18 protein-coding genes and 1 pseudogene are annotated in these 22,364 nt (G+C 42.0%); 12 read left to right on the forward strand and 7 right to left on the reverse strand.

What is annotated here, in order from left to right:
- Positions 1–280: 280 nt before the first annotated feature.
- The 3 genes from L3V33_RS20380 to L3V33_RS20390 form a co-directional block, all read right to left on the reverse strand.
- Positions 281–1,651, reverse strand: coding sequence for an MBL fold metallo-hydrolase (locus L3V33_RS20380; protein WP_114633030.1), 1,371 nt, complete (start codon positions 1,649–1,651; stop codon positions 281–283).
- A gap of 177 nt (positions 1,652–1,828) precedes the next feature.
- Positions 1,829–2,596, reverse strand: coding sequence for a 1-acylglycerol-3-phosphate O-acyltransferase (locus tag L3V33_RS20385; protein WP_114633031.1), 768 nt, complete (start codon positions 2,594–2,596; stop codon positions 1,829–1,831).
- 197 nt (positions 2,597–2,793) lie between these two features.
- On the reverse strand, positions 2,794–3,732 hold the full coding sequence (locus tag L3V33_RS20390; RefSeq protein ID WP_237291106.1) for a hypothetical protein: 939 nt from the start codon (positions 3,730–3,732) through the stop codon (positions 2,794–2,796).
- A 217-nt stretch (positions 3,733–3,949) separates the two neighbouring features.
- On the opposite strand from L3V33_RS20390, the gene L3V33_RS20395 reads away from it, so the two are divergent.
- The 4 genes from L3V33_RS20395 to L3V33_RS20410 all read left to right on the forward strand — a co-directional run bounded on the left by L3V33_RS20395 (position 3,950) and on the right by L3V33_RS20410 (position 8,636).
- Positions 3,950–4,783, forward strand: a complete 834-nt coding sequence (locus L3V33_RS20395) for a YeeE/YedE thiosulfate transporter family protein (RefSeq protein ID WP_267136892.1) — start codon at positions 3,950–3,952, stop codon at positions 4,781–4,783.
- 46 nt (positions 4,784–4,829) lie between these two features.
- Entirely contained in the window at positions 4,830–5,558 is a 729-nt protein-coding gene (locus L3V33_RS20400) for a DUF429 domain-containing protein (protein ID WP_237291108.1), read from the forward strand.
- A gap of 82 nt (positions 5,559–5,640) precedes the next feature.
- A complete protein-coding gene (locus tag L3V33_RS20405; protein ID WP_237291109.1) occupies positions 5,641–6,450 on the forward strand; it encodes a M15 family metallopeptidase in 810 nt (269 codons plus the stop codon).
- Between the two features lie 305 nt (positions 6,451–6,755).
- Positions 6,756–8,636, forward strand: a complete 1,881-nt coding sequence (locus tag L3V33_RS20410) for a RimK/LysX family protein (protein WP_054548075.1) — start codon at positions 6,756–6,758, stop codon at positions 8,634–8,636.
- 417 nt (positions 8,637–9,053) lie between these two features.
- Here the strand turns inward: L3V33_RS20410 and L3V33_RS20415 are convergent, their stop codons facing one another.
- Entirely contained in the window at positions 9,054–9,539 is a 486-nt protein-coding gene (locus L3V33_RS20415; protein WP_133146333.1) for a hypothetical protein, read from the reverse strand.
- A gap of 223 nt (positions 9,540–9,762) precedes the next feature.
- On the opposite strand from L3V33_RS20415, the gene L3V33_RS20420 reads away from it, so the two are divergent.
- The 6 genes from L3V33_RS20420 to L3V33_RS20445 are packed head-to-tail and all read left to right on the forward strand — an operon-like array spanning position 9,763 to position 18,267.
- Complete coding sequence (locus L3V33_RS20420) at positions 9,763–11,532, forward strand: type I restriction-modification system subunit M (RefSeq protein WP_054548073.1); 1,770 nt, start codon at positions 9,763–9,765, stop codon at positions 11,530–11,532.
- The gene (locus L3V33_RS20425) at positions 11,525–12,796 is read left to right on the forward strand and encodes a restriction endonuclease subunit S (protein ID WP_054548072.1); all 1,272 of its coding nucleotides are present in this window, start codon (positions 11,525–11,527) and stop codon (positions 12,794–12,796) included. Before L3V33_RS20420 ends, L3V33_RS20425 begins: the two co-directional genes overlap by 8 nt.
- On the forward strand, positions 12,796–13,635 hold the full coding sequence (locus tag L3V33_RS20430) for a hypothetical protein (RefSeq protein ID WP_054548071.1): 840 nt from the start codon (positions 12,796–12,798) through the stop codon (positions 13,633–13,635). The genes L3V33_RS20425 and L3V33_RS20430 overlap by 1 nt, the downstream gene beginning before the upstream one ends.
- Complete coding sequence (locus L3V33_RS20435) at positions 13,628–14,248, forward strand: hypothetical protein (RefSeq protein WP_054548070.1); 621 nt, start codon at positions 13,628–13,630, stop codon at positions 14,246–14,248. The genes L3V33_RS20430 and L3V33_RS20435 overlap by 8 nt, the downstream gene beginning before the upstream one ends.
- Positions 14,249–14,259: 11 nt before the next feature.
- Complete coding sequence (locus tag L3V33_RS20440; protein WP_054548069.1) at positions 14,260–17,487, forward strand: type I restriction endonuclease subunit R; 3,228 nt, start codon at positions 14,260–14,262, stop codon at positions 17,485–17,487.
- 48 nt (positions 17,488–17,535) lie between these two features.
- Positions 17,536–18,267: a SprT family zinc-dependent metalloprotease gene (locus tag L3V33_RS20445; protein ID WP_054548068.1), complete on the forward strand. Its 732-nt coding sequence runs from the start codon at positions 17,536–17,538 to the stop codon at positions 18,265–18,267.
- A gap of 342 nt (positions 18,268–18,609) precedes the next feature.
- On the opposite strand, the gene L3V33_RS20450 is transcribed toward L3V33_RS20445, so the two are convergent.
- The gene (locus L3V33_RS20450) at positions 18,610–19,191 is read right to left on the reverse strand and encodes a hypothetical protein (protein ID WP_146162395.1); all 582 of its coding nucleotides are present in this window, start codon (positions 19,189–19,191) and stop codon (positions 18,610–18,612) included.
- 213 nt (positions 19,192–19,404) lie between these two features.
- Here L3V33_RS20450 and L3V33_RS20455 point away from each other — a divergent pair.
- Together L3V33_RS20455 and L3V33_RS20460 are read left to right on the forward strand one after the other, a co-directional pair.
- Positions 19,405–19,569, forward strand: a pseudogene (locus L3V33_RS20455) (AlpA family phage regulatory protein); the annotation flags it as partial.
- Positions 19,570–19,640: 71 nt separating this feature from the next.
- Entirely contained in the window at positions 19,641–20,486 is an 846-nt protein-coding gene (locus L3V33_RS20460; protein WP_060468488.1) for a hypothetical protein, read from the forward strand.
- Between the two features lie 137 nt (positions 20,487–20,623).
- Here the strand turns inward: L3V33_RS20460 and L3V33_RS20465 are convergent, their stop codons facing one another.
- Positions 20,624–21,361 (reverse strand): helix-turn-helix transcriptional regulator, encoded by a 738-nt coding sequence (locus L3V33_RS20465; RefSeq protein ID WP_060468487.1) that lies wholly within the window; start codon positions 21,359–21,361, stop codon positions 20,624–20,626.
- On the reverse strand, positions 21,354–22,145 hold the full coding sequence (locus L3V33_RS20470; protein WP_237291111.1) for an EAL domain-containing protein: 792 nt from the start codon (positions 22,143–22,145) through the stop codon (positions 21,354–21,356). Before L3V33_RS20470 ends, L3V33_RS20465 begins: the two co-directional genes overlap by 8 nt.
- Between the last annotated feature and the right edge of the window lie 219 nt (positions 22,146–22,364).

Below are 22,364 nucleotides of genomic sequence, written 5' to 3' on the forward strand. Positions count from 1 at the left end.
CATATGCAACTGTATGTATTTTCTGGCGTTTTACAGAGTGAATAAATAGTGATTAATACAAAAATGGAAATTTGAGCCATACAGAAGAGACAAAATCGAGAAAAACAGCGGTGAAAACCGATTAGCATGAACGGCTGATATATGAGTGGCGAGATGGATTTGATTGGCATATATCACCTTCATCGAGTGATCTCGCAGGCCTAAGAAACTGTGCCTTTGAAGGCTCGATAATTCTGGCCTTAATGTTTACTGAGTAAAAGTGGCTAGTTTGATGCGTGTTTCAAACAACCACAAACCCTCGCGCCTGTAGTTCTTGAGCGAACTCAGACTGAGTATTTGGTTCGCCATGTATCAAATGCAGCTCTTTTGGTGGAACGGAAATTCCTGCTATAAATCGGTTGAGATCCTCTTTATCGGCATGAGCCGAGTAGCCAGACATGCCATGAATTTGAGCATTAACCTCAACGTCTTTGTTATCAATAAAAACCTGTGTTTTACCTTGTTGCAACTCGCGCCCGAGCGTTCCGTGTGCTTGATAGCCCGCTAAAATCAAATCGGTTCGTTTATCGGGAAGCAAGGCGGATAAGTAGTTCATTATCCTGCCGCCCTGACACATTCCAGAAGCTGCGACCACAATTGCGGGTTCACCTGTCGAACGCAGGCGATTGACGATTTTTTTGTGCACTCGATGCCCATCAACGGTAATGCATTGCTCAAAAGCGAGTGGGTGACGTTTCAGCTCTAGGCGCTGTTTAGCTTCTTGACCCCATAACTCTTTAAAGCGTCGGTATGAACGCGTTACTTTCTCTGCCATAGGCGAATCTAGGATGATAGGAATATCGGCGCTGAGTTGATGCTCAAAGATCAGGTTTTCAATATCAAACAACAGTTCTTGTGTTCTGCCGATACTAAATGCCGGGATCAAGATGACGCCACCATCGAGTAACGAACGGTCAATAATTGCTTTGAGGCGTTCAGATCGTGAAGCAATATCGTCGTGCGTGCTAGTGCCGTAAGTCGATTCGATAAACAGATAGTCGGCTTGTTGTGGTGGTTTCGGATCCGGCAACAGTGGCGTGTTACTTGGGCCCAAGTCGCCAGAAAAGACCACCACCTCTTGGTTGGGTAACTTAATCTCTATATAGGCCGAACCTAAGATATGCCCGGCAGGTTGAAAACGAGCATACAGAGTATTTGGCCTATGATGATCCTTTCCGTCGTTTTGCTGCTTAGAGGCAATTGGAAACCACTTCCCATAAGGCTTAGGAGCAATCAACGAATGAATTTTTTTAAGGATGAGTTTGGATTGTTTATGACTGAGCCCTTGCAGTTTTAGGCCGTCTTCAATCATTAAAGGAGCGAGTTCAGCCGTCGCCTGAGTGCAATAAATTGATTGGTTAAAGCCACTGGCGAGTAACCAAGGTAATCGACCAATATGATCAATGTGAGTATGAGTCAGCAACAGAGCGTTAAGGTGGGACGTTTCAAATTCAATATCAAGAGGGCGTGCGTCTTCCCCTTGAAGCTTTTTACCTTGAAGATCTAAACCTTGAAAAAGGCCACAATCGATGAGTACTGCTTGGCCTGAATCTCTTAATTCGTGACAAGATCCTGTGACGGTATGTTTGCCGCCATGGTGAATCACTTCCATCGTTTACTCCCATTGATCTATAAAGCCATTAACGCCTGTTTTTATTTTGCGGATAAGCGCTGGCATGTAAAACAAGAACAATGAGAGTTGCGATCGTTGAGTGTCTTTTTAAGTAACTGAGCGATGACTCAGTGTATTCGTTGCGAGTTAGCTCCTGTTCCCTCTGTGACTACCTTATTAACGCGTAGAAGAACGGTCTGAATCCAGCTCTGGATTTTGTTGCGCCTCTACACGAGCCACTTCGGCATCAAGCTCTGCTATTTTTTCAGCCATAATTGTGTGACAGCGATTGGCCAGCTCTCTCGCATCGCTGAGCTTGTATCCAGACACATCGATAGGCTCAAGCATCTCGGTAATCACAATGCCATTATTAAGTCGGTTGAGGTCAATCTTATTGTGCGTGGTGCTGGTACACATTGGGGTAATAGGTACGCCGGCTTCAATCGCCATCCGGAAAGCACCCGTTTTGAATGGCAATAGTCCACGCCCTTTGCTGCGCGTTCCTTCAGGGTAAACCCAAACAGACAGATCTCGCTGATGAATGGCTTCCGCCACTTGTTTGATGGTATCGCGTGCTTTGGATTTGTCTTCGCGGTTAATCATGATGTTACCGGTGATCCAATACAGCAGCCCAAAGAAAGGCACATACAACAAATCGCGCTTGCCTAAAGAAACGGTACGAGGCCTTAGCATCCCAGGGTCAGTCACAAAGTCTAATATGCTTTGGTGGTTAGAGATGTAGACGCTTTTTTCTGATGTTGGCGCATTGTCTAGGCCGCGCTGCACCAGTTTTACACCGACGATCTTTTGGAGTTGATTGAACCAACGGCAGAAAACGTACACATGCTTAGGGTTCTTGGGGCTAAACAAGCAGTAAACAAAAGCACATAGAGTGGTGAAAATAATAAACACCGTAGCCAAAATAATACGAAGAACAGCAAGCACAATTCACTCCTTACTCACCGCAAGATTGCAGTGATTAAATAGTTTTAGATGCTTGAAGTTTTCACTCTATTTAACCGAATTGCAACAATTAACTGTTATAGGGTTCTTTTTTTAGATCTTTATATAAAACAAGGACTAACAATGGGTGTTTGACACGATCATCGAGCTTACAGGTGTTCACCAGTAGCGAGGCATGTTCACCAATACTGTTTATTTGGATCCGACTTTTCTACCCATTCCGGATCTTGACGCGACTCTAAATAGAGTTGTAGGCCGTTATAGGACATGAAAGCTGCAGGGCCACCAAGATGTTCGAAATAGTCAAAATAATCATCTTCGAGTGAACAAAGGTGAGCTAAATCTTTAACGTTATTCATCATTGCCCATTGAATAGCGAACACCGGAGCCGTCGAACCTGAAATGCTGACTTCTTCGACATTTGGGTTGAACAGTGAATTGGCTTGCTCAAGCTGTATCTCTTCTTGCTCAGACTCTTGCTGTAACACCTCTTCGATGATCTCTGAGCGTTTGGTATTAGAGACATTCTTATTCAGCTTGGCGATTCGAAGCGCGTAGCTAAAACGGTCAGTTGAAACGATGTCGACAAGTTGCGATAGCAGCTCTTTGTCTACGCCCGCAGCCTTGGTGAAATAATCGATACACGAATTGATTGAAGCATAACGAGTACCGTCAAATTCAAAGCCACTGGTTTCGTCGTAGACCTCTATTACAATGTCATCAACCGATAAAGGCCAACCTTTATAGTCGATTCGCTGCTTGGCGATTTGATACATCTTCCAAGCACTGCGCCCAAACCCGCCAAGCGTCGAGCCAGAGAAATCTGAATCAATAAGCTCTTGCTCCGTCCAGTTTTCACCGATGCCTAAGTGCTTTGCATATTTATCGATGAGTGCGTGTTTTATCTGGTCGCGCACAGCCCAAATCGAAGTCAGATCTTTTGCATACCTAACACTCGCGCACTCCTTACAAGCTGGCAGTGCAATCGGTGAATAGTCTATCTTGGCAATAGCCTGTGCAGTCTTAGGGAATTCAACAACATCATTGGAAGGTTCACCACAAAACCAACAGGTGTGGCGCAGGTTGAATGGGATGTCTATGTACGAGTATGTGGTCATTAGTCTTTTATCGGCTGGGTGCTTGAGGTTGGTTTAATTATCAAAACAATTATCCCTGTTCGGGCTTGTCCTTGCACGCTGTTATTGGGTCTTCTGACTATATTTAACCAACGGCACTAACAAAATCAACGCAATTCGGAGGCTGTGTATGTTGTTTATTCTCGTTTTGTTCTGCATCTTTCTGGTCGGATATCTCGCCCAAACTACCGGCCTTTGTATGGTTAGGGGAGTTAAAGAGGCGACAAGAGGATCACCAATGTTGATTGTCGCGATTGTGTTTAGTGGTTCATTGGCTTGGGTGTTTATGGCCTTAGGAGCGGCAGCGGAAGGTCGATCTTTATCTTCTGCGTTTTGGCCGAGTCTGTTTTCCCTTTTCGGCGGTTTTTTATTTGGCATCGGCGCGGCGATTAATAGTGGTTGTGGGGTGTCGACGGTGAGTCGTTTAGCCCGTGGTGAAGTGGTTATGTTGGCGACCATATTAGGGTGGTTCGTTGCTTGGTTGTTGTTTGCTCCAGTGTTGCCGACGGAGTTAAAAGGATCTCGGTTGGTATTATCTGATTTTTACCGATACGCATTCCTTGGGGTTATTTCGTCCATTATTGTGGTGAGTTACTACTTCATGAATGCGGTAAATCGCAAGTTATGGTTCTCAATGTTGGGGATTGGGTTAATGGCAGGCTTTGTTTTCTTGTATGAACCGCACTGGACGCCAAGTGGTTTATTGAAATCAATGGGTACTTCACTCTGGCATGGAAGAGTTGAAGATTGGCCAAGTAGCGAGCGCTTTATATTAATGGCCATGCTATTGGTGGGAATGGTCAGTGCCGCGTTGTTTACTGGGTCTTTTTCTTTGAGGTTGAGCTCTATACGTCGATTGGGTAAACACTTGGTTGCTGGTGTGCTTATGGGATTTGGAGCCGTAATGGCTGGTGGCGGGAACGATACTCAGTTGTTAGTAGCGATGCCAGTGCTGTCGTTGGCGGGTGTTTTTTCTGTGTTGAGTATCATTGTGGGTATATATACCGGAGTTAAGTTGATTCAAAGCCGATAGTTAGGGACAGTACGTAAATAACATGAGCACGTAATTTGAGAGCGCAATGAAATACATCGGAATTGATGGCTGCAAGGCTGGTTGGATCGCTTGGATTATCTCTGATAACGCGGTGCCTACGTTTAAAGTGGTAAACACGCTCGATGAGTTGGTTGATGATATCACGGAAGCAACGACGTTAATTGATATGCCTATTGGCTTTAGTGACTTGCTTACTCCTGATAGGTTATGCGATAAAGCAGCAAGGCGTTTTCTCACCAGCAAGCGTGGTTCTTCAGTGTTTCCGGTACCGTGTCGTGAGGCGGTTTACCAAACCGATTATATCGCAGCGTGTGATGCCAATGTGGAGAAGCTTGATAAGAAGTTCTCTAAGCAAACTTGGGGGATTGTTCCTAAAATCCGAGAGTTGGATAAACTTATCGATGATCACCCAAACTTATTGATCCGAGAGTCTCACCCTGAAGTGGTGTTCGCAGCATTGAAAGGCGAGCCGCTGACGTTTTCCAAACGAACACAAGAAGGCAAAGAGGAACGGCTTTCTATTATTCAGCAACTCGCCCCTCAATGGTGTGACGGCTTGTCGTTGGCCATTTCAAATACCAAGCGTAAAGACGTCGCGATAGACGATATTTACGATGCGTTCGTACTTATGTTGGTTGCCTATTACGCTCCGCAATTATCGACCTTACCTGAGCCTTCTGATGTTGGTGGAGAAGCGGATGTCGACCAGAACGGACGAGTTCGAGAGATTGTTTATTGGAACAAAACGCGCTAACAAAGCGTGCGCTCAACTTGGCTTAATATGCTATTTTCCAACTTCTGCTACTTTTCACTCTTACTATTTTTGAGTCTTTGATATGAAACGTTTTATTGTCGGCTGTCTGGCCACTTTGCTCAGTGCAGTGACTTATGCTCAAGTTGCTCCTATATCTCAATGGCAATGCGACATGATGGAAAAGAACAACGTCTTGAGTAATGGTGCGCCTGTTGGTTGTGAGCGATTATCCAAAGTGGATTTCGATTTCATTAATTTCAACGGGGAAACGCAACAAGGCAATATGATTGTGCTCGATGTTATTGCACCTTCAGTTGAGCGAATCTTTTCAGAGTTAAAACAGCGTAATTTCCCGCTTCATTCTGCTCGCCTTATGCGTGAGTTTAACGGTGACGACAACGCCTCAATGGACGCGAACAACAGCAGTGCCTTTAACGCTCGGCCTATTACTGGCGGAGGGGGTTGGTCGAAACACGCCTATGGTGTGGCAATCGACATCAACCCAGTTCAAAACCCGTTCTTAGAGTTCGATAGCAACGGAGCCATCACGGTAAAGCCATCGCAATCGGCTACCCGCTATGTGAATCGCACTCGTTTTCGTGCGCGTGATGAAATTGAACGCAGTGGCATGGCAGAAGATGTGGTTGAGCTTTTTGCCCATCACGGATTTATGATCTGGGGAGGGGATTGGAACAGCCCAATCGATACCCAGCATTTTGAGGTCGGCTCAAGGAAGTTCGTCAATCAACTACTCTCTAAACCACAACCTGAAGCCAAAGTGCTATTTGAGCGTTACGTCGAATCTTATCGACAATGTTTTAATCAGAATAAAGGCGAGGGCGCAGAAAAAGCTCGTGCTATCTGTGCAAAGAAAACAGTCGGCACCTTTTAGTGCTATGTTTATCTAGAACCGTTTGTGTTTTAGCAAGTTAAACTCGCTTCAGGTGTGTTTTGAATCGCTAAGGTCAGCGCTTGTCGTTGGCCTTTTTTGTATTCGTTTCTTCAATATCACATCGACTATTGAACAGGTTATTGGGTATCCATTAGTCAATAACTGATGAAGTAATGCGGCGCAAAGTCATCGGTTTGTCATTGAAAAAGTCATAACGTAAACGTTATGTGAGAACCATTGCTGGTGGGGGAACTCTTTGCCGAATCGCCAGTATTATTAGTGAACTGATCACAACGGACCAACTAATGAAAAAGATACCTTTGGCTCTAACTCTTTTAAGCACTCTACTTTTTTCACAATATACTTTGGCTACTGATACTTCACCTACCACTCAAAACCCGACTTACGAACTCGATGGTAAGGCGGTATTAGGCCGTACTGAGAACGTGTACCTATCTAGTGTTCAAGGGCTAAAAGACGTTCCTTTCATTGGCAAAATCGACACTGGTGCAGAAACTACCTCTATGCATGCTGAAGATATTCATGTGAAGAGCACGAATGCCGATTACAAGAATCTTAAAGACAAAGAGTTGATGGCGGCATTAACCGAAGACTTGTTGAATAATTCCGATGTTGATTACGATGATTGGGATGGCAGTACCTTTGCAAAATATGAAGCGGTGGTCTCTTTCAAGGTTCAAAACCCACGTACGGGAGACATGGTATTAATCGAAGCGCCTTTAGAGCGTGTCAGCATGATACGCAGCCGCACCAGCAGCACGCCTTTGCTTCGTCCTACCGTAAAAATGTCGCTCACCATTGCAGACCAAGAGCTAAAAACCGATGTTAACCTGACCGACAGAAGCCATTTTTCAGCGCCAGTGCTGATTGGTAAAACCTTCCTTGCTGACAACGCTTTAGTGTTTGCGGGCTATGACTACTTGCAAGAGCAGGAAAACGCGACAGTAGTAGGTCGAAAAGAGGTAGTGTCTATCTCGGGAATGGCGATGAATGCGACCTTCTCTCTAAAGAATCGTTACAGCATTTTGCATTCAAAAAATATCGATGTAGACAAGAAAAACAGCGAAGTCACGTTTGATATGGTCGACAATGACGGCAAGCAAAAAGAAATGACGCTGCCATTAGTTCGTATGTTGAGTGTGGGCGGTAAGAAGAGACCTTTAGTGTATGTGCCCGTCCAACTCGATGAAAACACAACACGAGATGTTCTAGTTTACTTACGTGACCGTTCTAGCAGTGAGTCACAGTTGAGATTTGGAACCAGCACCGCTAGCGAACTTTTCATGATTGATACCAACGCTGAAAATATTCTCTCTAAAGGTTCTGAGAGTTTCAGCGAGGTTGCGAAAAAGAGTGAGCCGTTGATTATCTCACCGGAGGAAGGTATCACCTTAGATGGTTTCCCTATGAAGGCAGTTGCCTCATTTACCGTAAACACGCCTTTGTTAAAGGTTGATAGTTTTGAAATGACAGGTAAGGGCAAAGATACGTCCGTTGAATTTTTCCTTATTGATGCGAATGGTGAACAACAGAAAGTCATTAAGAAAGTAATTAAAAAGCTTCGAGTCGGTGATGATGTTCGCCCAGTTGTTAGTGGTGAGTTTTTAGGCGCTGGTAAAGTTCGCCAACAAGAGTTTGCTATCGATGTGCTTAACAGTAATGAGAAAGAGGCCTACTTTGTTTTAGGTAAGAAGATGGCGAAAGATGGGGTATATGTGAATACTCGTTCTGACTATCTTTTGAAATCGGAGCCTTTGTTTAAAGTTGGGCACATCGAAGTTGTTGAAGTGAACGGTATGAAATTCCCAGCCAAGTTGGATACTGGCGCGGATGTAAGCTCAATGAATGCAGTCAACATCAAACGATTTAAGAAAGACGGCCAAGACATGGTGAGTTTTACCTATCAAAACAACCAAGGCGATAAGCAAGATTTCACCAAGCCAGTGATTGATGTTATGCGCATCAAAGCCAAGAAAGGCGAGAAGGTGAACATTCGTCCTGTCGTTGAAATGAAGGTTAAGTTGGGTGATCTAGAGAAAGAGGTGAGAGTAAACCTTCAAGATCGCTCTCGCTTTGAATACAGCATGATCCTAGGTAAGAACTTCTTAAAGCACGGCGCAGTAGTGAGCAGTGACGAAGATTACTTGTTGGGTGATATGGATTAACGCCTTTACTTGCTAAAAGCGAAATAGAACAGTTCTAAACAACCACACGTTTCAGCATTGGGATGTGTGGTTTTTTATTGAGTGTCTGGTTTTATTGTTGATGTGCTAATGGTAATTCATTGTTAGCAATGTAATTTGTCATATTGTGGCAAGTAAAATAAAGATAAAAAAAGGGCCAACTCTTTCGAGTTGGCCCTTTCCAAACGTTTGGTGGGTTGGCGTCATCTGAACTTGCTAGCTAACTATATGGTAAATATCACCTTTAGTGATTTAATGTTTTGGCTTGGTACATCTCTTGGTACTAAAAGACGTTGCTAAGAGAGTTACATTATATTTCACTAATAAGATGAATTATCGAAATCATCACATCCACCTTAGTTCGAAACTATTAACTAAGGTGGATATTTGTTCTCTAACCTAGTCTTCTTTAGACCAGCGTTTATACTTTCTAAACTTGGAATGGATAGAGTTCCTAAAACGCTTTGGTTGTCGCTGTATTTCCTTATCATAGTCTTCCTCGCCAGTTCTTTGGCATAGAGCTTGGGTAATAAGGTTAGTCCCGACAGCGGCAGTAGCAAAAGGAAAAATCAAAGCAGCAACAGTAAATATCGTAGAGGATATCGCTTCCATAAGCTCTATTTCGATTAGAACTGGAAACAGTGTGGTTGTGACATAATCAACGGTAGGGGAGTAATTAAGCTTGCCTAATATGCCTAAAGAAGCATAAATACACCCTGAATGTATGATTATCATGATTCCACCTTTAGCCTGTACTTTCTTTCTTAGCTCTTTAGTTGGGCGGCTATTTAAAAATAGATAAATGGTGTAGATGGAAAATGCGCTGTAAACGAATGCAATGACAAGTAATAAGGATATTACAATAGTAACAATGGGGGTTAGCATGAAGGTTTGACTCTTATTGATGTGATTGGTTATTGAATCTGTTAATAGCTTAGAAGTCTTACTCGGTACGTAGTGCTCTCTCTGCACCTTTCTCCACATTATCCATATAAGTTAATTGCCCCACCAGCTACATCCCCGTAAAATCTTCCCTAATTTCAATTCGATTGAAGTCGAACACGTACACCTTCGTACGAGATCACCTCATATTCTGTAGGTAACATTAATGTCTCAAAAACTCTCTCTCCAGCAGCTTGAATCTTTCCTATGGGAAACCGCTGACATTCTTCGTGGCAACATGGATGCTTCTGAATTTAAAGACTACATCTTTGGCATGATGTTCCTAAAGCGCATGTCGGATGCGTTTGAAGAAGAACAAGAGAAAGTTATTGCCTACTACTTAGGTAAAGGTAAAACCCAAGAACAAGCTATCGATCTGGCAAATGATGAAGATGAGTACGACGATACTTTTTACATGCCTGAAAGTTCTCGTTGGTCTGCGTTGAAAGATTTAAAGCACAACATTGGTGAAAGCCTGAACAAAGCGACAGAAGCGATTGAAGAACACAACTCAGCGCTTGAAGGCGTGTTGGTCACTATCGACTTCAACATTAAGAATAAGCTGACCGATGCTAAGTTGCGTGACTTGCTCTCTCACTTTAGCCAGCACCGTTTACGTAATGAAGATTTTGAGCGTCCAGATATGCTGGGAACAGCTTACGAATACCTAATCAAGATGTTTGCCGACAGTGCAGGTAAAAAAGGCGGAGAGTTCTATACCCCTAGCGAAGTGGTACAACTGTTGGTGGCACTGTTAAAGCCTCATGCAGGTATGCGTATTTACGATCCCACCACAGGTTCGGGCGGTATGCTGGTTCAAACTCGTAACCACCTTGCTAAAAATGGTGAGAACGCATCAAACCTATCGCTATTTGGGCAAGAGATGAACCTAAATACGTGGGCGATTTGTAAGATGAACATGTTCTTACATGGTGTGCAAAGTGCCGATATTCGTAAGGGCGATACTCTACGCGAGCCTAAGCATACCGAAGGCGGCGAGCTAATGAGCTTTGACCGCGTAATCGCTAATCCGCCGTTCTCGCTGAAAAAGTGGGGTAAAGACGAGTGTGATAGTGATGGTTTTGGTCGCTTTCCTTACGGCACACCACCGAAAGATGCGGGTGATTTAGCCTTTGTTCAACACATGATTGCCAGTACTAACAATGAAGGTATGGTCGGTGTGGTTATGCCTCATGGTGTGCTGTTCCGTGGTTCAAGTGAAAAGGTGATTCGCCAAGGCATTTTGGAAGACGATTTACTCGAAGCGGTGATTGGTCTGCCATCGGGTTTGTTCTACGGTACGGGTATTCCTGCTTGTCTGCTTATCATCAACAAGAACAAAGCCACAGCTCGTAAGGGCAAAGTGTTGTTCATCAACTCAGAGCTAGAATTTGAAGAAGGTAAAAACCAGAACAAACTGCGCGAGCAAGACATCAGCAAGATTGTCGAAACCTTCGAAAACCATTCGTTTGAAAGTAACTCTGATATCAAACGTTACGCAAAAGTCGTGAACTTCTCAGAAATTGCCGAGAATGATTTTAACCTCAATATTCGCCGCTATGCGGATACCTCGCCACCAGCAGAAATCTTCGATGTGCGCGCGATTCTTCATGGCGGCGTGCCAGTGCGTGAAGTGGAAGACGAATACATTCAAGAAGAGATCATTCAAGGCTTTGATCTGTCGGTTGTCTTCGAGAAGAAAGATGCAGAGCCTTCAGCCGATCAAGAGTACTACGTCTTCAAGCCAAGTATTGAAAGCAAAGAACAGATTCGAGAAGTGATAGAGAAAGCTGATGCGAAGGTTCTTCCCCTAACAATAAGCCAGCTAGAGCGCTGGTGGGATAAATACCAAGTGTCGTTGCATGAACTTGATGAACAAGTAACGGATGCCGAGCAGGTAATGCAAGGTTACTTGAAGGAGCTAGGTTATGAGTAACTTGGTTCCAGAAGGTTGGTTGATAAACAACTATGGTAGTCTTTTGAGTGGAAAGCTGACTAATGGTTTGTATAAACATGCTGACTTTTATCATCATGGGAATGCAAAAATATTAGATATTGCTTACCTATTTAATAAAGATAAATTGAACCTGAGTAGTTGCTCATCAATCTCACTAAGCGAAATTGAAACAACTAAATATAAGCTTTGTGTAGGCGATATATTATTTAACAGGGTATCGGTAAAGCCTGAAGGCGTAGGACAATGTGTAATAGTAGAAGAGCATAATTTTGACCTAGTATATGAATCAAATATTATTAGATCGACGTTGAATGAAAAACTAGTAAATCCGAGGTTTTTATCGTACTTACTCAACTCTGAATCGTTACGAAAAGCTATTTTTATTAGAGCTAAAATAACTGCTCAAGCAAGTATCGGGCAAGAAGATTTATTATCTCTTGAGCTATTACTCCCCCCACTCCCAGAGCAAAAAAAAATCGCCGCTATTCTCACCTCAGTCGATGAAGTGATTGAAAAAACACAGGCGCAAATCGACAAGCTCAAAGACCTGAAAACAGGCATGATGCAAGAGCTATTAACTCGTGGTGTCGGTGTGGATGGTAAGCCTCATACGGAGTTTAAAGACTCGCCTGTGGGGAGGATTCCGAAGGGATGGGAGGTATTACCTCTGTCCAAAGTGGCAAAGTTAGAGCGAGGTAAGTTTTCACATCGACCAAGAAATGATCCTTCGTTTTATAATGGGGATATTCCTTTTTTACAAACAGGGGACATTCCTAAGAAAAGTCCTTACATCACAAAATACAGTCAAACATTGAACGAAAAAGGGTTAGGGGTAAGCAAGCTTTTCCCTAAAGGTTGTTTAGTGATCACAATAGCAGCAACTATTGGTGAGATTGGTATTTTGGAATTTGATTCTTGTTTCCCTGATAGTTTAGTCGGATTGAAAGTTAATCCTAAAAAAGCTGATTCAATGTTTATTTTATATGTAATGAGGCATTTAAAAGAGGAGTTAGACTTATTGGCTCCGCAAACAGCCCAGAAAAATATAAATCTTGATATCTTGAATCCTTTTTCTATTCCAGTTCCACCTATTGAGGAGCAAAGGCAGATATCTAAGGCTTTAGAATCAGTAGATGGTCGCTTAGGTATTTTAGGTAATAAATTGATTAAGATTCAAGATATTAAAAAAGCCCTTATGCAAGATCTCCTAACGGGCAAAAAACGAGTCAAGGTAGACAGCTAATGCTAAAAGCCATTCTTCACGGAAAAGCAGGGCGTATTGAGCACGGCGGGCAAGATTCAGTGCGTTGGGCAAGTGTGTTCAAAGCCCGTGAAGATTTGCTCACGTCTACTTTTTTTGAGCGCTTTGCTTACCTATCTGATGATGTTCAAACTCAAATCCTAGCGAGTTGTTTTTCTCTGTCGCCTAATTATTTTCAGGCGAAATTTGGTGCATTTCAATCTATCGACTATTGGCCGAGGTACGAGCTAAGTGAAGGCGGCGAATCTCGCCAAGTTGAGCCTGATTTAGTGATTCGCTTTGAACTGTGTAATTTGATTGTTGAAGTAAAACCACCAGCAGGCGGCGATCAGTATTACGACCAATGGCAAAGAGAGGTTGCTTCTTTTATTCAGTCGGATGAGTACAACGAGCTACCGCTACACTTTCTTGCGATTGGGCGCATTGAAACAGGCACCGCGACCCAATGGGCAAGTCGACTTCAAAAACGCTACCCTTGCCTTAAAACAGTTGGGGCAACTAAATGGAAAGCCGTAACGGACAACTTGGTTAAGTTAATGGAAGGTGATGGAATAAGCTCCACAGACAGACGAGTGCTTACCGATATGCTAGAAGCATTAGCTTTATATGGGTTAAAAACGAATAGCTTTGAGTGGCATGATCTTATCTGTCACGGTTTTAACGCATTGTCACTTCAACACTCATTACTTTCTGATCATAGCATCAAGCAAGAGCTTGTTTCTGCCTGTGCATTTCAGTCTGAACCTCGTCTTATCAATCATAACTTTACTCCCGTCAGTTTAGACACCCTGTCGGTTTGGCCTAGGAACACCCATGAATAACTCACAACCAGAAGATCTGTTCACCCAAGTCAGAACTGCGCACCGTTTGCTGGCGGCCTATTATCAGCGCTTACTGCCGACTCTTGAGCAAATAGCGCATAGCGTTAATACAGAGTTCTATTTTTGGCATCCTGTTCGTTTTGATAAGCCGGGGAAAAATCCGTTTAAAAAGTGGCAGTGGGATTTATTACCCGCCACCAATACGCGCTATGTGTTTAAGCAGTTCAGTAGTTACGGCGCAGTCACGCTCAATGATTACATTGTTGAATTTATTGTTATTAATGACTCGGGTGTGAATGATGAAGAGTATCAAGCACAGCCTGACGCATTAAAATTGAAAATCCCTGTAAGTGAAGCGGCAAGTGTTTTAAGGGTAGCGATTTATCGAGCTGTGACTGAAAAAGAGGGCGATTTTTATCAGCTGTGGGAGGCCGGAAGCTACCCTAACTACTGTGATTCCGTTGAGATTGAGCAAGACAACCTCTTTTTTAAATATGGTTTCGAAGTCCCTTTAGATAGCCTACTAACAGAGGAAGGCGTTGAAGCGATCACGGCTAGAATTCAACAGCGCCTTGAAGAAACAAAACAGGTAGAGCCCGTCGCATCGCTTTAGCTAGGAATGATATGAAAAACAACGAATTCGATAAAGTAGAAGCCCCCGCCATTGCTCAGCTGGTTCAATTAGGCTGGACGTATGTTCAAGGCAAGAAGCTTGCGCCTAATTACACCAAAGGCAATAGTGCCCCTGAGCGTGAATACTTACGTGATGTGGTGCTTGTTAAACGCCTAGAAGCGGCCATTAAACGCATTAACCCATGGATAAGTGACGAAAACCTTCGCAAAGTTTCTCGTGAGGTTACGCACCCACATTTTGCCGCCTTAATGGAGTACAACCACGCCTTCTACCAAACCATGGTGAATTACCTATCGGTTGAGCAAGATTTAGGTAAAGGGCGCAAAGGGCAAACCGTTAAACTTATCGACTTCGATACGCTTTCCAATAACGAATTTCTAGTCACCAACCAGTTCAAAGTGGAAGGGGTTAACCAGAAAATCATCCCCGATATTATCTGCTTTATTAATGGTATCCCACTTGCGGTAATTGAGTGTAAGTCACCGTACATCTCTGACCCAATGAGCCACGGAATTGATCAGCTTCGCCGTTATGCAGATTTGCGTGAACAGCAAGACGGTGAAGGTGCAGAGAAGCTGTTTTGGTATAACCAACTGATGGTTTCTACCTGTCGTGACCAAGCCAAAGTCGGCACCATTAGCTCTAGCAGCCAGCACTATGGTGATTGGAAAGACGCTTACCCATTCAATGATGAAGCGTTAGCGAACCAGTCGCTACAAGATAACGTAGTAACGTTTCGTTCTGCGGTAGAGGTTCAATACCCTGATGATGTATTAGATGATGACTCTGTTAGTGAAGCTAATATAGAAAGCCAAGTCGAACTTATGCAAGCAGCAGAACCCAAAGCCAGTTATGAGGTTTTGACTCATGTGACGGCTCAGCAACGTTTGCTAGCAGGTATGTTCAGCTTAGACAACTTCCTCGATATTCTGCAAAACTTCATCATCTATGAAACCGATGATGGGAAAATCATCAAGAAAGTGGCTCGCTATCAGCAATACCGAGCGGTGAATAAAGTCATCGAACGCTTGAAGGGAGGCAAAGATCGCAAAGCCCTTTCTCGTAAAGAAAGAAGCGGTGTGGTTTGGCATACCCAAGGCAGTGGTAAATCACTCACTATGGTTATGCTCGCGGTGAAGATGCGCCGTGACCCAGAATTACAGCAGTACAAATTGGTCTTTATTACCGATAGAACACAGCTGGATGAGCAGCTTTCTAATACCTTCCGTGATGCCCAAGGTGAAACCGTTTATAACGCTGGCTCTGTGGCTGAATTAAAAGAGCTCTTAAAGAAAGACAGCTCTGATCTTGTGACTGCGATGGTGCAAAAGTTCTCCGATCTTGAAAAAGAGCAAGAGAAACAATCGACAGTAGCGGAAGGCTTTGTAGACCTAAACCCGAGTGACAAAATAATCGTTCTTGCTGATGAAGCTCACCGCACACAATTTGGTGGGTTAGCCATGACCATCAATGCCGCGCTACCGAACGCCCCTAAAGTGGGCTTTACGGGAACACCTTTGCTTAAAACGCAAAAGATGGGTCAAGCGTTTGGTGGTTATATTGATGAATACAAAATCAATGAAGCAGTAGACGATGGTGCAACCGTACGCTTGCTGTATGAAGGCAGAGAAGTGCAATCAGAAGTGGCTGGCGAGTCTCTTGATAAGCTGTTTGAAGAGTACTTTGGTGAATACACCGAAGACGAACAACGAGAAATAAAGAAAAAGTACGGAGTGGAGCGCGCAGTACGTGAAGCGCCTGCTCGTATTCGCTGGGTATGTTTAGATCTGCTTAAACACTATAAAGAACACATTCGCCCAGATGGTTTTAAAGCGATGATAGTGGTGGGTAGCCGTCATGCTGCCGCTATTTTTAAAAAGACGCTTGATGAGCTGGGTGCGCCTCCTTCTGAGGTGATCATCTCAGGTGATCATAATGATAAACAATACATCGCCCAGCACACCGACAAAGTGCATCAGAAAAAGGTGATCGCTAACTTCAAAAAACCTTTTGGTATCGATAACGCGGGAACCGAAGAGAAGAACAAAAAGTTTGATAACACGGCGTTTCTTATTGTGAAAGATATGCTGTTAACGGGTTTCGATGCCCCAATTGCTCAAGTTATGTATATCGATCGTAAGTTACAAGACCACACACTAATGCAAGCCATTGCCCGTGTGAACCGTACCTACAAGGGTAAGAATTGTGGCTATGTGGTGGATTATCACGGGTTAGCTACTCACCTTACTGAAGCGTTAGACTTGTTCAGCAGCGATGATGTAGAAGGCACATACCAAAGCCTGAAAGATGAAATTCCTAAGCTAAAAGCGAAACACACGAGAGCAATGTCTTTCTTCAATAATGTCAAAAGTGACGATATTGATGTTTACGTGTTAGCGCTAAAAGATGAAACGACTCGTGCGCAGTTCGACCTTGCTTTTAAGTTGTTCGCCAAACAACTCAACGTGATTTTGCCTGACGCCAGTGCCGCACCCTTCATTCCTGATATGAAGTTGCTGGGCAAAATTCATAACGCATCAAAAACTCTGTATCGAGACGCGGGTTTAGATATGCGTGAAATCGGTGAAAAGGTTCGCCAGTTGGTGGATGAGCACATTCTTAGTACAGGGGTAGATCCGAAAATCCCCCCTGTAGATTTACTCGCGGCGAACTTCAAAGAGACGATAAAACCAACCAAGTCGGATGAATCGAAAGCGTCTGAGATTGAGAGTGCAATCAAGCATCACATTACCATTAATCTCGATGAAGACCCTGAATATTACCGTTCGTTGAGTTTACGCCTACGTGATGTCATTGAAAAAACAGCAGGTCAATGGTCACTTCAGTTAGAGCTACTACTAGAAATGACTGACGATATTGGCAATGCCCATCAGCAAGCAGCACAAGATGTGGGCTTATCGGAAACGGAATTTGCTTTCTACAATATTCTTATCTCAGAAGTCACGCATGCCAGTGATGGCGATGTGATTGATGAGTCGCTTCATGAGTCAATAAAACAGACAACTCAAACTTTAGTCGCGATGCTGGATGAAGCAACAGAGATTATTGATTTCTTCGCTAAGCAAGATGAAGTGAAGCGGATGAAGAAGGAAATAAAACGCGCTGTGCTTGATCAGCCATTCGGTGACAAAGCATTGGTTAATGCTCTTCAAGAGCGTTTTATGGATCTCGCTAAGCATAAGTTTGGCAATAAGTGAGTAAGCCCACAATTTATGAATAAGAAAAGCTATGAGTAAGAAAAAGCTATGAATAAGCAAAAAGCTACGAGCAAGCCTGAGCCTGAGCTTATTCATACTGAAGGCTACAGTGTGCTGGTGGAGCGTACCTCTCGTAGGAAAACCGCTTCAATTAAAGTTGATGAAGGGGAAGTGATCATCGTTGTCCCTAAGCTGCTGGAGCGTGACAAAATAGATAAGCTTTTAGCGAGCAAACATCAGTGGATAGTCGAAAAGATAGCGCAATACCAAACCACCAGCCCTGCGACAATGCGAGAGTATGTGTCAGGAGAGTCATTGCCATACTTAGGGCGGAATTATCGCTTAAAAGTGCTTAAAGGCGACTTAGCGCCTACAAAACTGCTTAATGGGCGTATTACGGTCACCGTTCCCGATCCATCCACACAAACGCATTATATTCGCCGAGCTTTAACGAATTGGTATAAGCGTCATGCTGATAAGAAGATTCGAGAGAAGGTAAGGCGTTATGAATCGCTGGTGGGCGTCGAAACGGGCGTTGTTAGAACTAAAGAGTTTAAGAGTAGATGGGGCAGTTGTACCCCCTACGGTGATTTAGAATTTAACTGGGTGATTGTTATGGCTCCCAACAGGGTGGTTGATTACGTAGTGGTGCATGAGCTTTGTCATCTAATCCACCATGACCATTCGCCACAGTTCTGGAAAGAAGTTGAACGAGTCATGCCCGACTATAAAGAGCATAAAGAGTGGCTTAGAGGAAATGCACAAAATCTAATCATATAGTGCGTACGTTCACTAATGTAAAAAGACACCCTCAATTGAGACATAAAAAAAGGGCCAACTCTTTCGAGTTGGCCCTTTCCAAACGTTTGGTGGAGCTGGCGTCATCTGAAAATAAAGATTATCTGACTGATTATTATAGAAAAAATTACAAATCATTTTCTTTTTGGGTAACTCATTGGGTACTAAAAAGAAAAGTAAGGGAAAATTATAAGAGTGTGATTTAGATCGACTTCAGCTACTAACTAAGCCACTTAACCTTATCTAATGAGAAATCTCTTACTGCTTACTCTGCTGTTTTTCGTCTTTCGTGCAATAAGCTTAGTTTGACTATTTGCAATAACTTTAAATCTCATAACGAAACATATCTTCGAAATCTCTTTTCTTTCTTTTTTGTGGTTCTACAGTCCTTTGTTTTCTTAGAGTTCTCTTTGGCCGTTTGTTGAGGTGCTCTGTTTGTTCTTTCAAGTATTCAGGACTTTTGATACTAGCAACCGCTTTATCTGACCATGAGATGAGTTTGAATTTTTTCATCTTCATACCATCTTGGGTAGTCATGTTTTTAAACAGTATTGGAGTTTGATAGTCCCAATATTTGAGGAATTCAGCTATCGATGCGTCTGTATATCCTTCATCTTCCTTAAACTTGATGGTTTTATGCAGTTGTTGAAGGCGAATAGAATTTCTACTCGGCTTTCTATTTTTGGGAAAATGATCTGTGAAGGTATCTATACAAACTTCGAGAATAGCGGAGAGATTTTCATTTTTTTTTAATTCGAGCTCATTGTATCCAATGAGTAATCCTAACTCATACAGTTTATCCACGGAATCTTGATGAAGATGAAATTTCTTCGTAACCAAGCCTGATTCTTTGCGTCGGATCGTGACGTATTCTTGTCTTGAGGCTGCATCAGATTTACATACCATAAAGCATAGTCTCTACTTAAAAATGATATATAAATATACACTATTTATTGTGAGTCTCACAAAGTGTTGTTGCTAACCTATTGTTTTGAAATTACTTAATAACACAAACTTTAAGTGAGGCTCACAAAAATTTGTGAGCCTCACTTAGCTAAAAAAACGCATGTTAGGATATGTTCTACGTATTGGGTTAGACCTGTAATTTTGGGATTAAAAATGCTTAGTGATAGATACTTAAAAATCGGAGAAGTATTGGAAAGAAGCTCCTACAGTAGAGCGCAAATCTATCGTCTGATGAAATCAGGAGAGTTTCCAAGTTCATATCGACTTTCGAAAAACCGAGTCGCATGGAAAGAATCTGAAGTGGATGCTTGGGTTGAAGAGCGTCAAAGTATTTTTCTATTTCCACAATTAGATAAAGGGCAAAAGCTACTCGAAGAGGTATGGAAAAGATGAAACTAGACATATTCTTATCTGGCATCAGATTAGAAGAGTGCGATTGGTTAATGAGCGAGTATGAAACTTATTTGGAGAATGAGTATCGCATCGAGCTGTTGAGAAAAATGGCTGATCATGTCCATGGGAGTCTTGGTCGAAGATATAGTTGTGGTCGACTGCATGCGCTAGCAGACAAGCTAAAAGACTGCAATGAAGGTCTATACGAGTGTAAGAGTGTGGCGTGTAAGAAGTGTAATCGGCAGTTTAAAATAGAACGTGTTAATAACATCATTGCTTCAATTTTGCTTGATCAAGAGCAAACAGAGAATGTTGAATACGGTGTCTACACTATAATCCAATACTCGCGCGGAGTGGATGCGTATGACTTCGTTGACTATGATATCCCTAAAGATAAAGACAGATTGAGAAAGTTATTGTCTAGATGTGGTATCGATGGTCCGGTATTGGGTTCTTTCGAGCTAGATTTTCATGATTCACCACAAAAATGGTTACCTCATTATCATGTTCTTATGCGTAAATCGGGTAACGAAGAGGCGATTGAACGGCTAAGAGAGAAGCTTACGAAGCTACACCCTAAGCATATCAAGCAAAACAGACAAGCTAGACCATTCATGAAGCAGGACTTTAGAGAACCTCTCAAGCAGTTGAGTTACATACACAAGCTGGCTTGCTTTGAAGTTCGTGATTATCAATCGTTTTGGGGTAAGAATCTGACTAAAAAATATCGACTTAATAAGTTGATGTTCTGTGAGTCTCTTTGCTGGTTAGATGAACAAGATAGAAGGACTCTATTTTTTCAATGGCATGCAAGACCGTGGTTAAAGCAGTCCAAAGTGTAATCTACGATTTGTGTAGATTACACCAATATGATCTATCTCAATGGCTTATATTTGCACTTTCAAGAAACATCCGATACAACACTAGTCGCCTATTAATTATGTTCTAGTGACAAGGTGTTAATTTTAAATTCATTCATTTAATAGGCGCGTTCGCGCGGCGTTTCTTTTTGTTTATAGTCCATTAAGTTAACAAATTGCTTGGGGGAGTTCCCATATGTTTCCTTAAATTTTTTGCAAAAGTAAGATGCGCTAGAAAAACCAGTTAAGTGAGCTACCTTTTTTATAGGATGTTTTTTCTTCAATAGTAAATAAGCAGCTTTGTTCATTCTTTCTGAAAGTATCAAGTCTGATAACGTGGTTTTTTCTTGAGATATCCTCCTCATAAGTGTAGCTTTTGACATATTAAGATTTTTGGATATTTCTTCTGCTGTCCAACGATGTTGGATTTGTTTAGATATTAGACGATGAACACGTTCAGATATAGAGTCATTTTTTTTAAGATCAAATCTTTTTAGAGTTCTAAAAGCATCTCTATTTATTAATTCGCGTAAAAAATCAGTATGTTCGAAAATGCCATTTTGAAGATTAATTAACGAATCGATATAAGGTTTCATTTTTTTAAACGTATAGCTATCATAATCCATATCACACATCACTAAATATAACTCATCGGATAACTCTTTTTTCAACGAAAAATTTATTAATGTATTTGAGGGTAACTGAATCAAAGCTTCCCCTTCTATCACTATGACGCATCCTGGGTATGAGATAGCCCCGAAAAAACCAGTGAATTTAATTATGTGTTTTGACTTAGATACAAAGCTTCCTGTATCTTTTATTTTTGAATTTATTTTTATCTTTCTTATCTTAAACATGTTCTTTATTCGTTATGTTCATTTCTCTTTTTAGCTGTGTCCAGCTTACTGGCGGAGAATATAAATATCCTTGAACCAGAACATCAAGGTTCTTCACGATATCGTGCTGATAAGAGGTTTCGACACCTTCTAAAATAATACCGTTCTTGGCGTAAGGAGATATTACCCTCAATAGATAGTTTATTGTATTAATATCATCAAAGTTATGATGAAGGAAAGACTTGTCTACTTTAATATAATCCCAATCAATAAATCCTAATGATGAGTTTGCAGCATTGTTTTTATGATAATAATCATCTAATAACAATCCTACACCAGAGCGTTTTAATAATCTGATACTACTTTGCAAGCGGCCGCAATTTACATCACAGTCGATATCTGTAATTTCAAGATCAAAGTTAACATCACATTCATTTAAGAGACTTTGCAAAAAAAAACTATCCTTTAAACATGACAAAGTGATATTAAGAGTTATAGGAATATGGACTTTGAGATCACTACAGAACTTAATTTGAGCTAGCGCGACCATTTTTATGAACTCTTGATCAATTTCAGAGAAAAACGTTTCGTTGTAGAAAATTTCACCGGAATCGCTCAAAACTTTAGATAGGATTTCAAGATGCCTTACTTGTCTCTGCTTCAAATCGATTATTGGTTGAAACAAAAACTCAAGCTTAACAAATGATGCATCGCTTCTTACTGTGATTCCACTTTCCGTGTAATTATATTCGTACATATTATTCTTCAATGAATTGATGTTGTTTTTTGTATCATCTATATGCATCACTTTTCCGTCTACTAAGCGTGTTGATCTTACAAAAGATTGAGTTGATATTTTTATTATTAACAAGCGTCATAATCCTGACGCACAAGGAATAACTGAAATAACAAAACAGTATGTTCTTTATTCACTGTCTTTTTAGGGACTAGACGGTTACGAACAGTGTGTGATTTCGGTTCAAAAATTTCATTAATTATTTTTGTTTTTCTTGGTGATTACCCC

Origin of the sequence: Vibrio sp. A2-1 (assembly GCF_021728355.1) — a bacterium.
Classification (GTDB): domain Bacteria; phylum Pseudomonadota; class Gammaproteobacteria; order Enterobacterales; family Vibrionaceae; genus Vibrio; species Vibrio splendidus_K.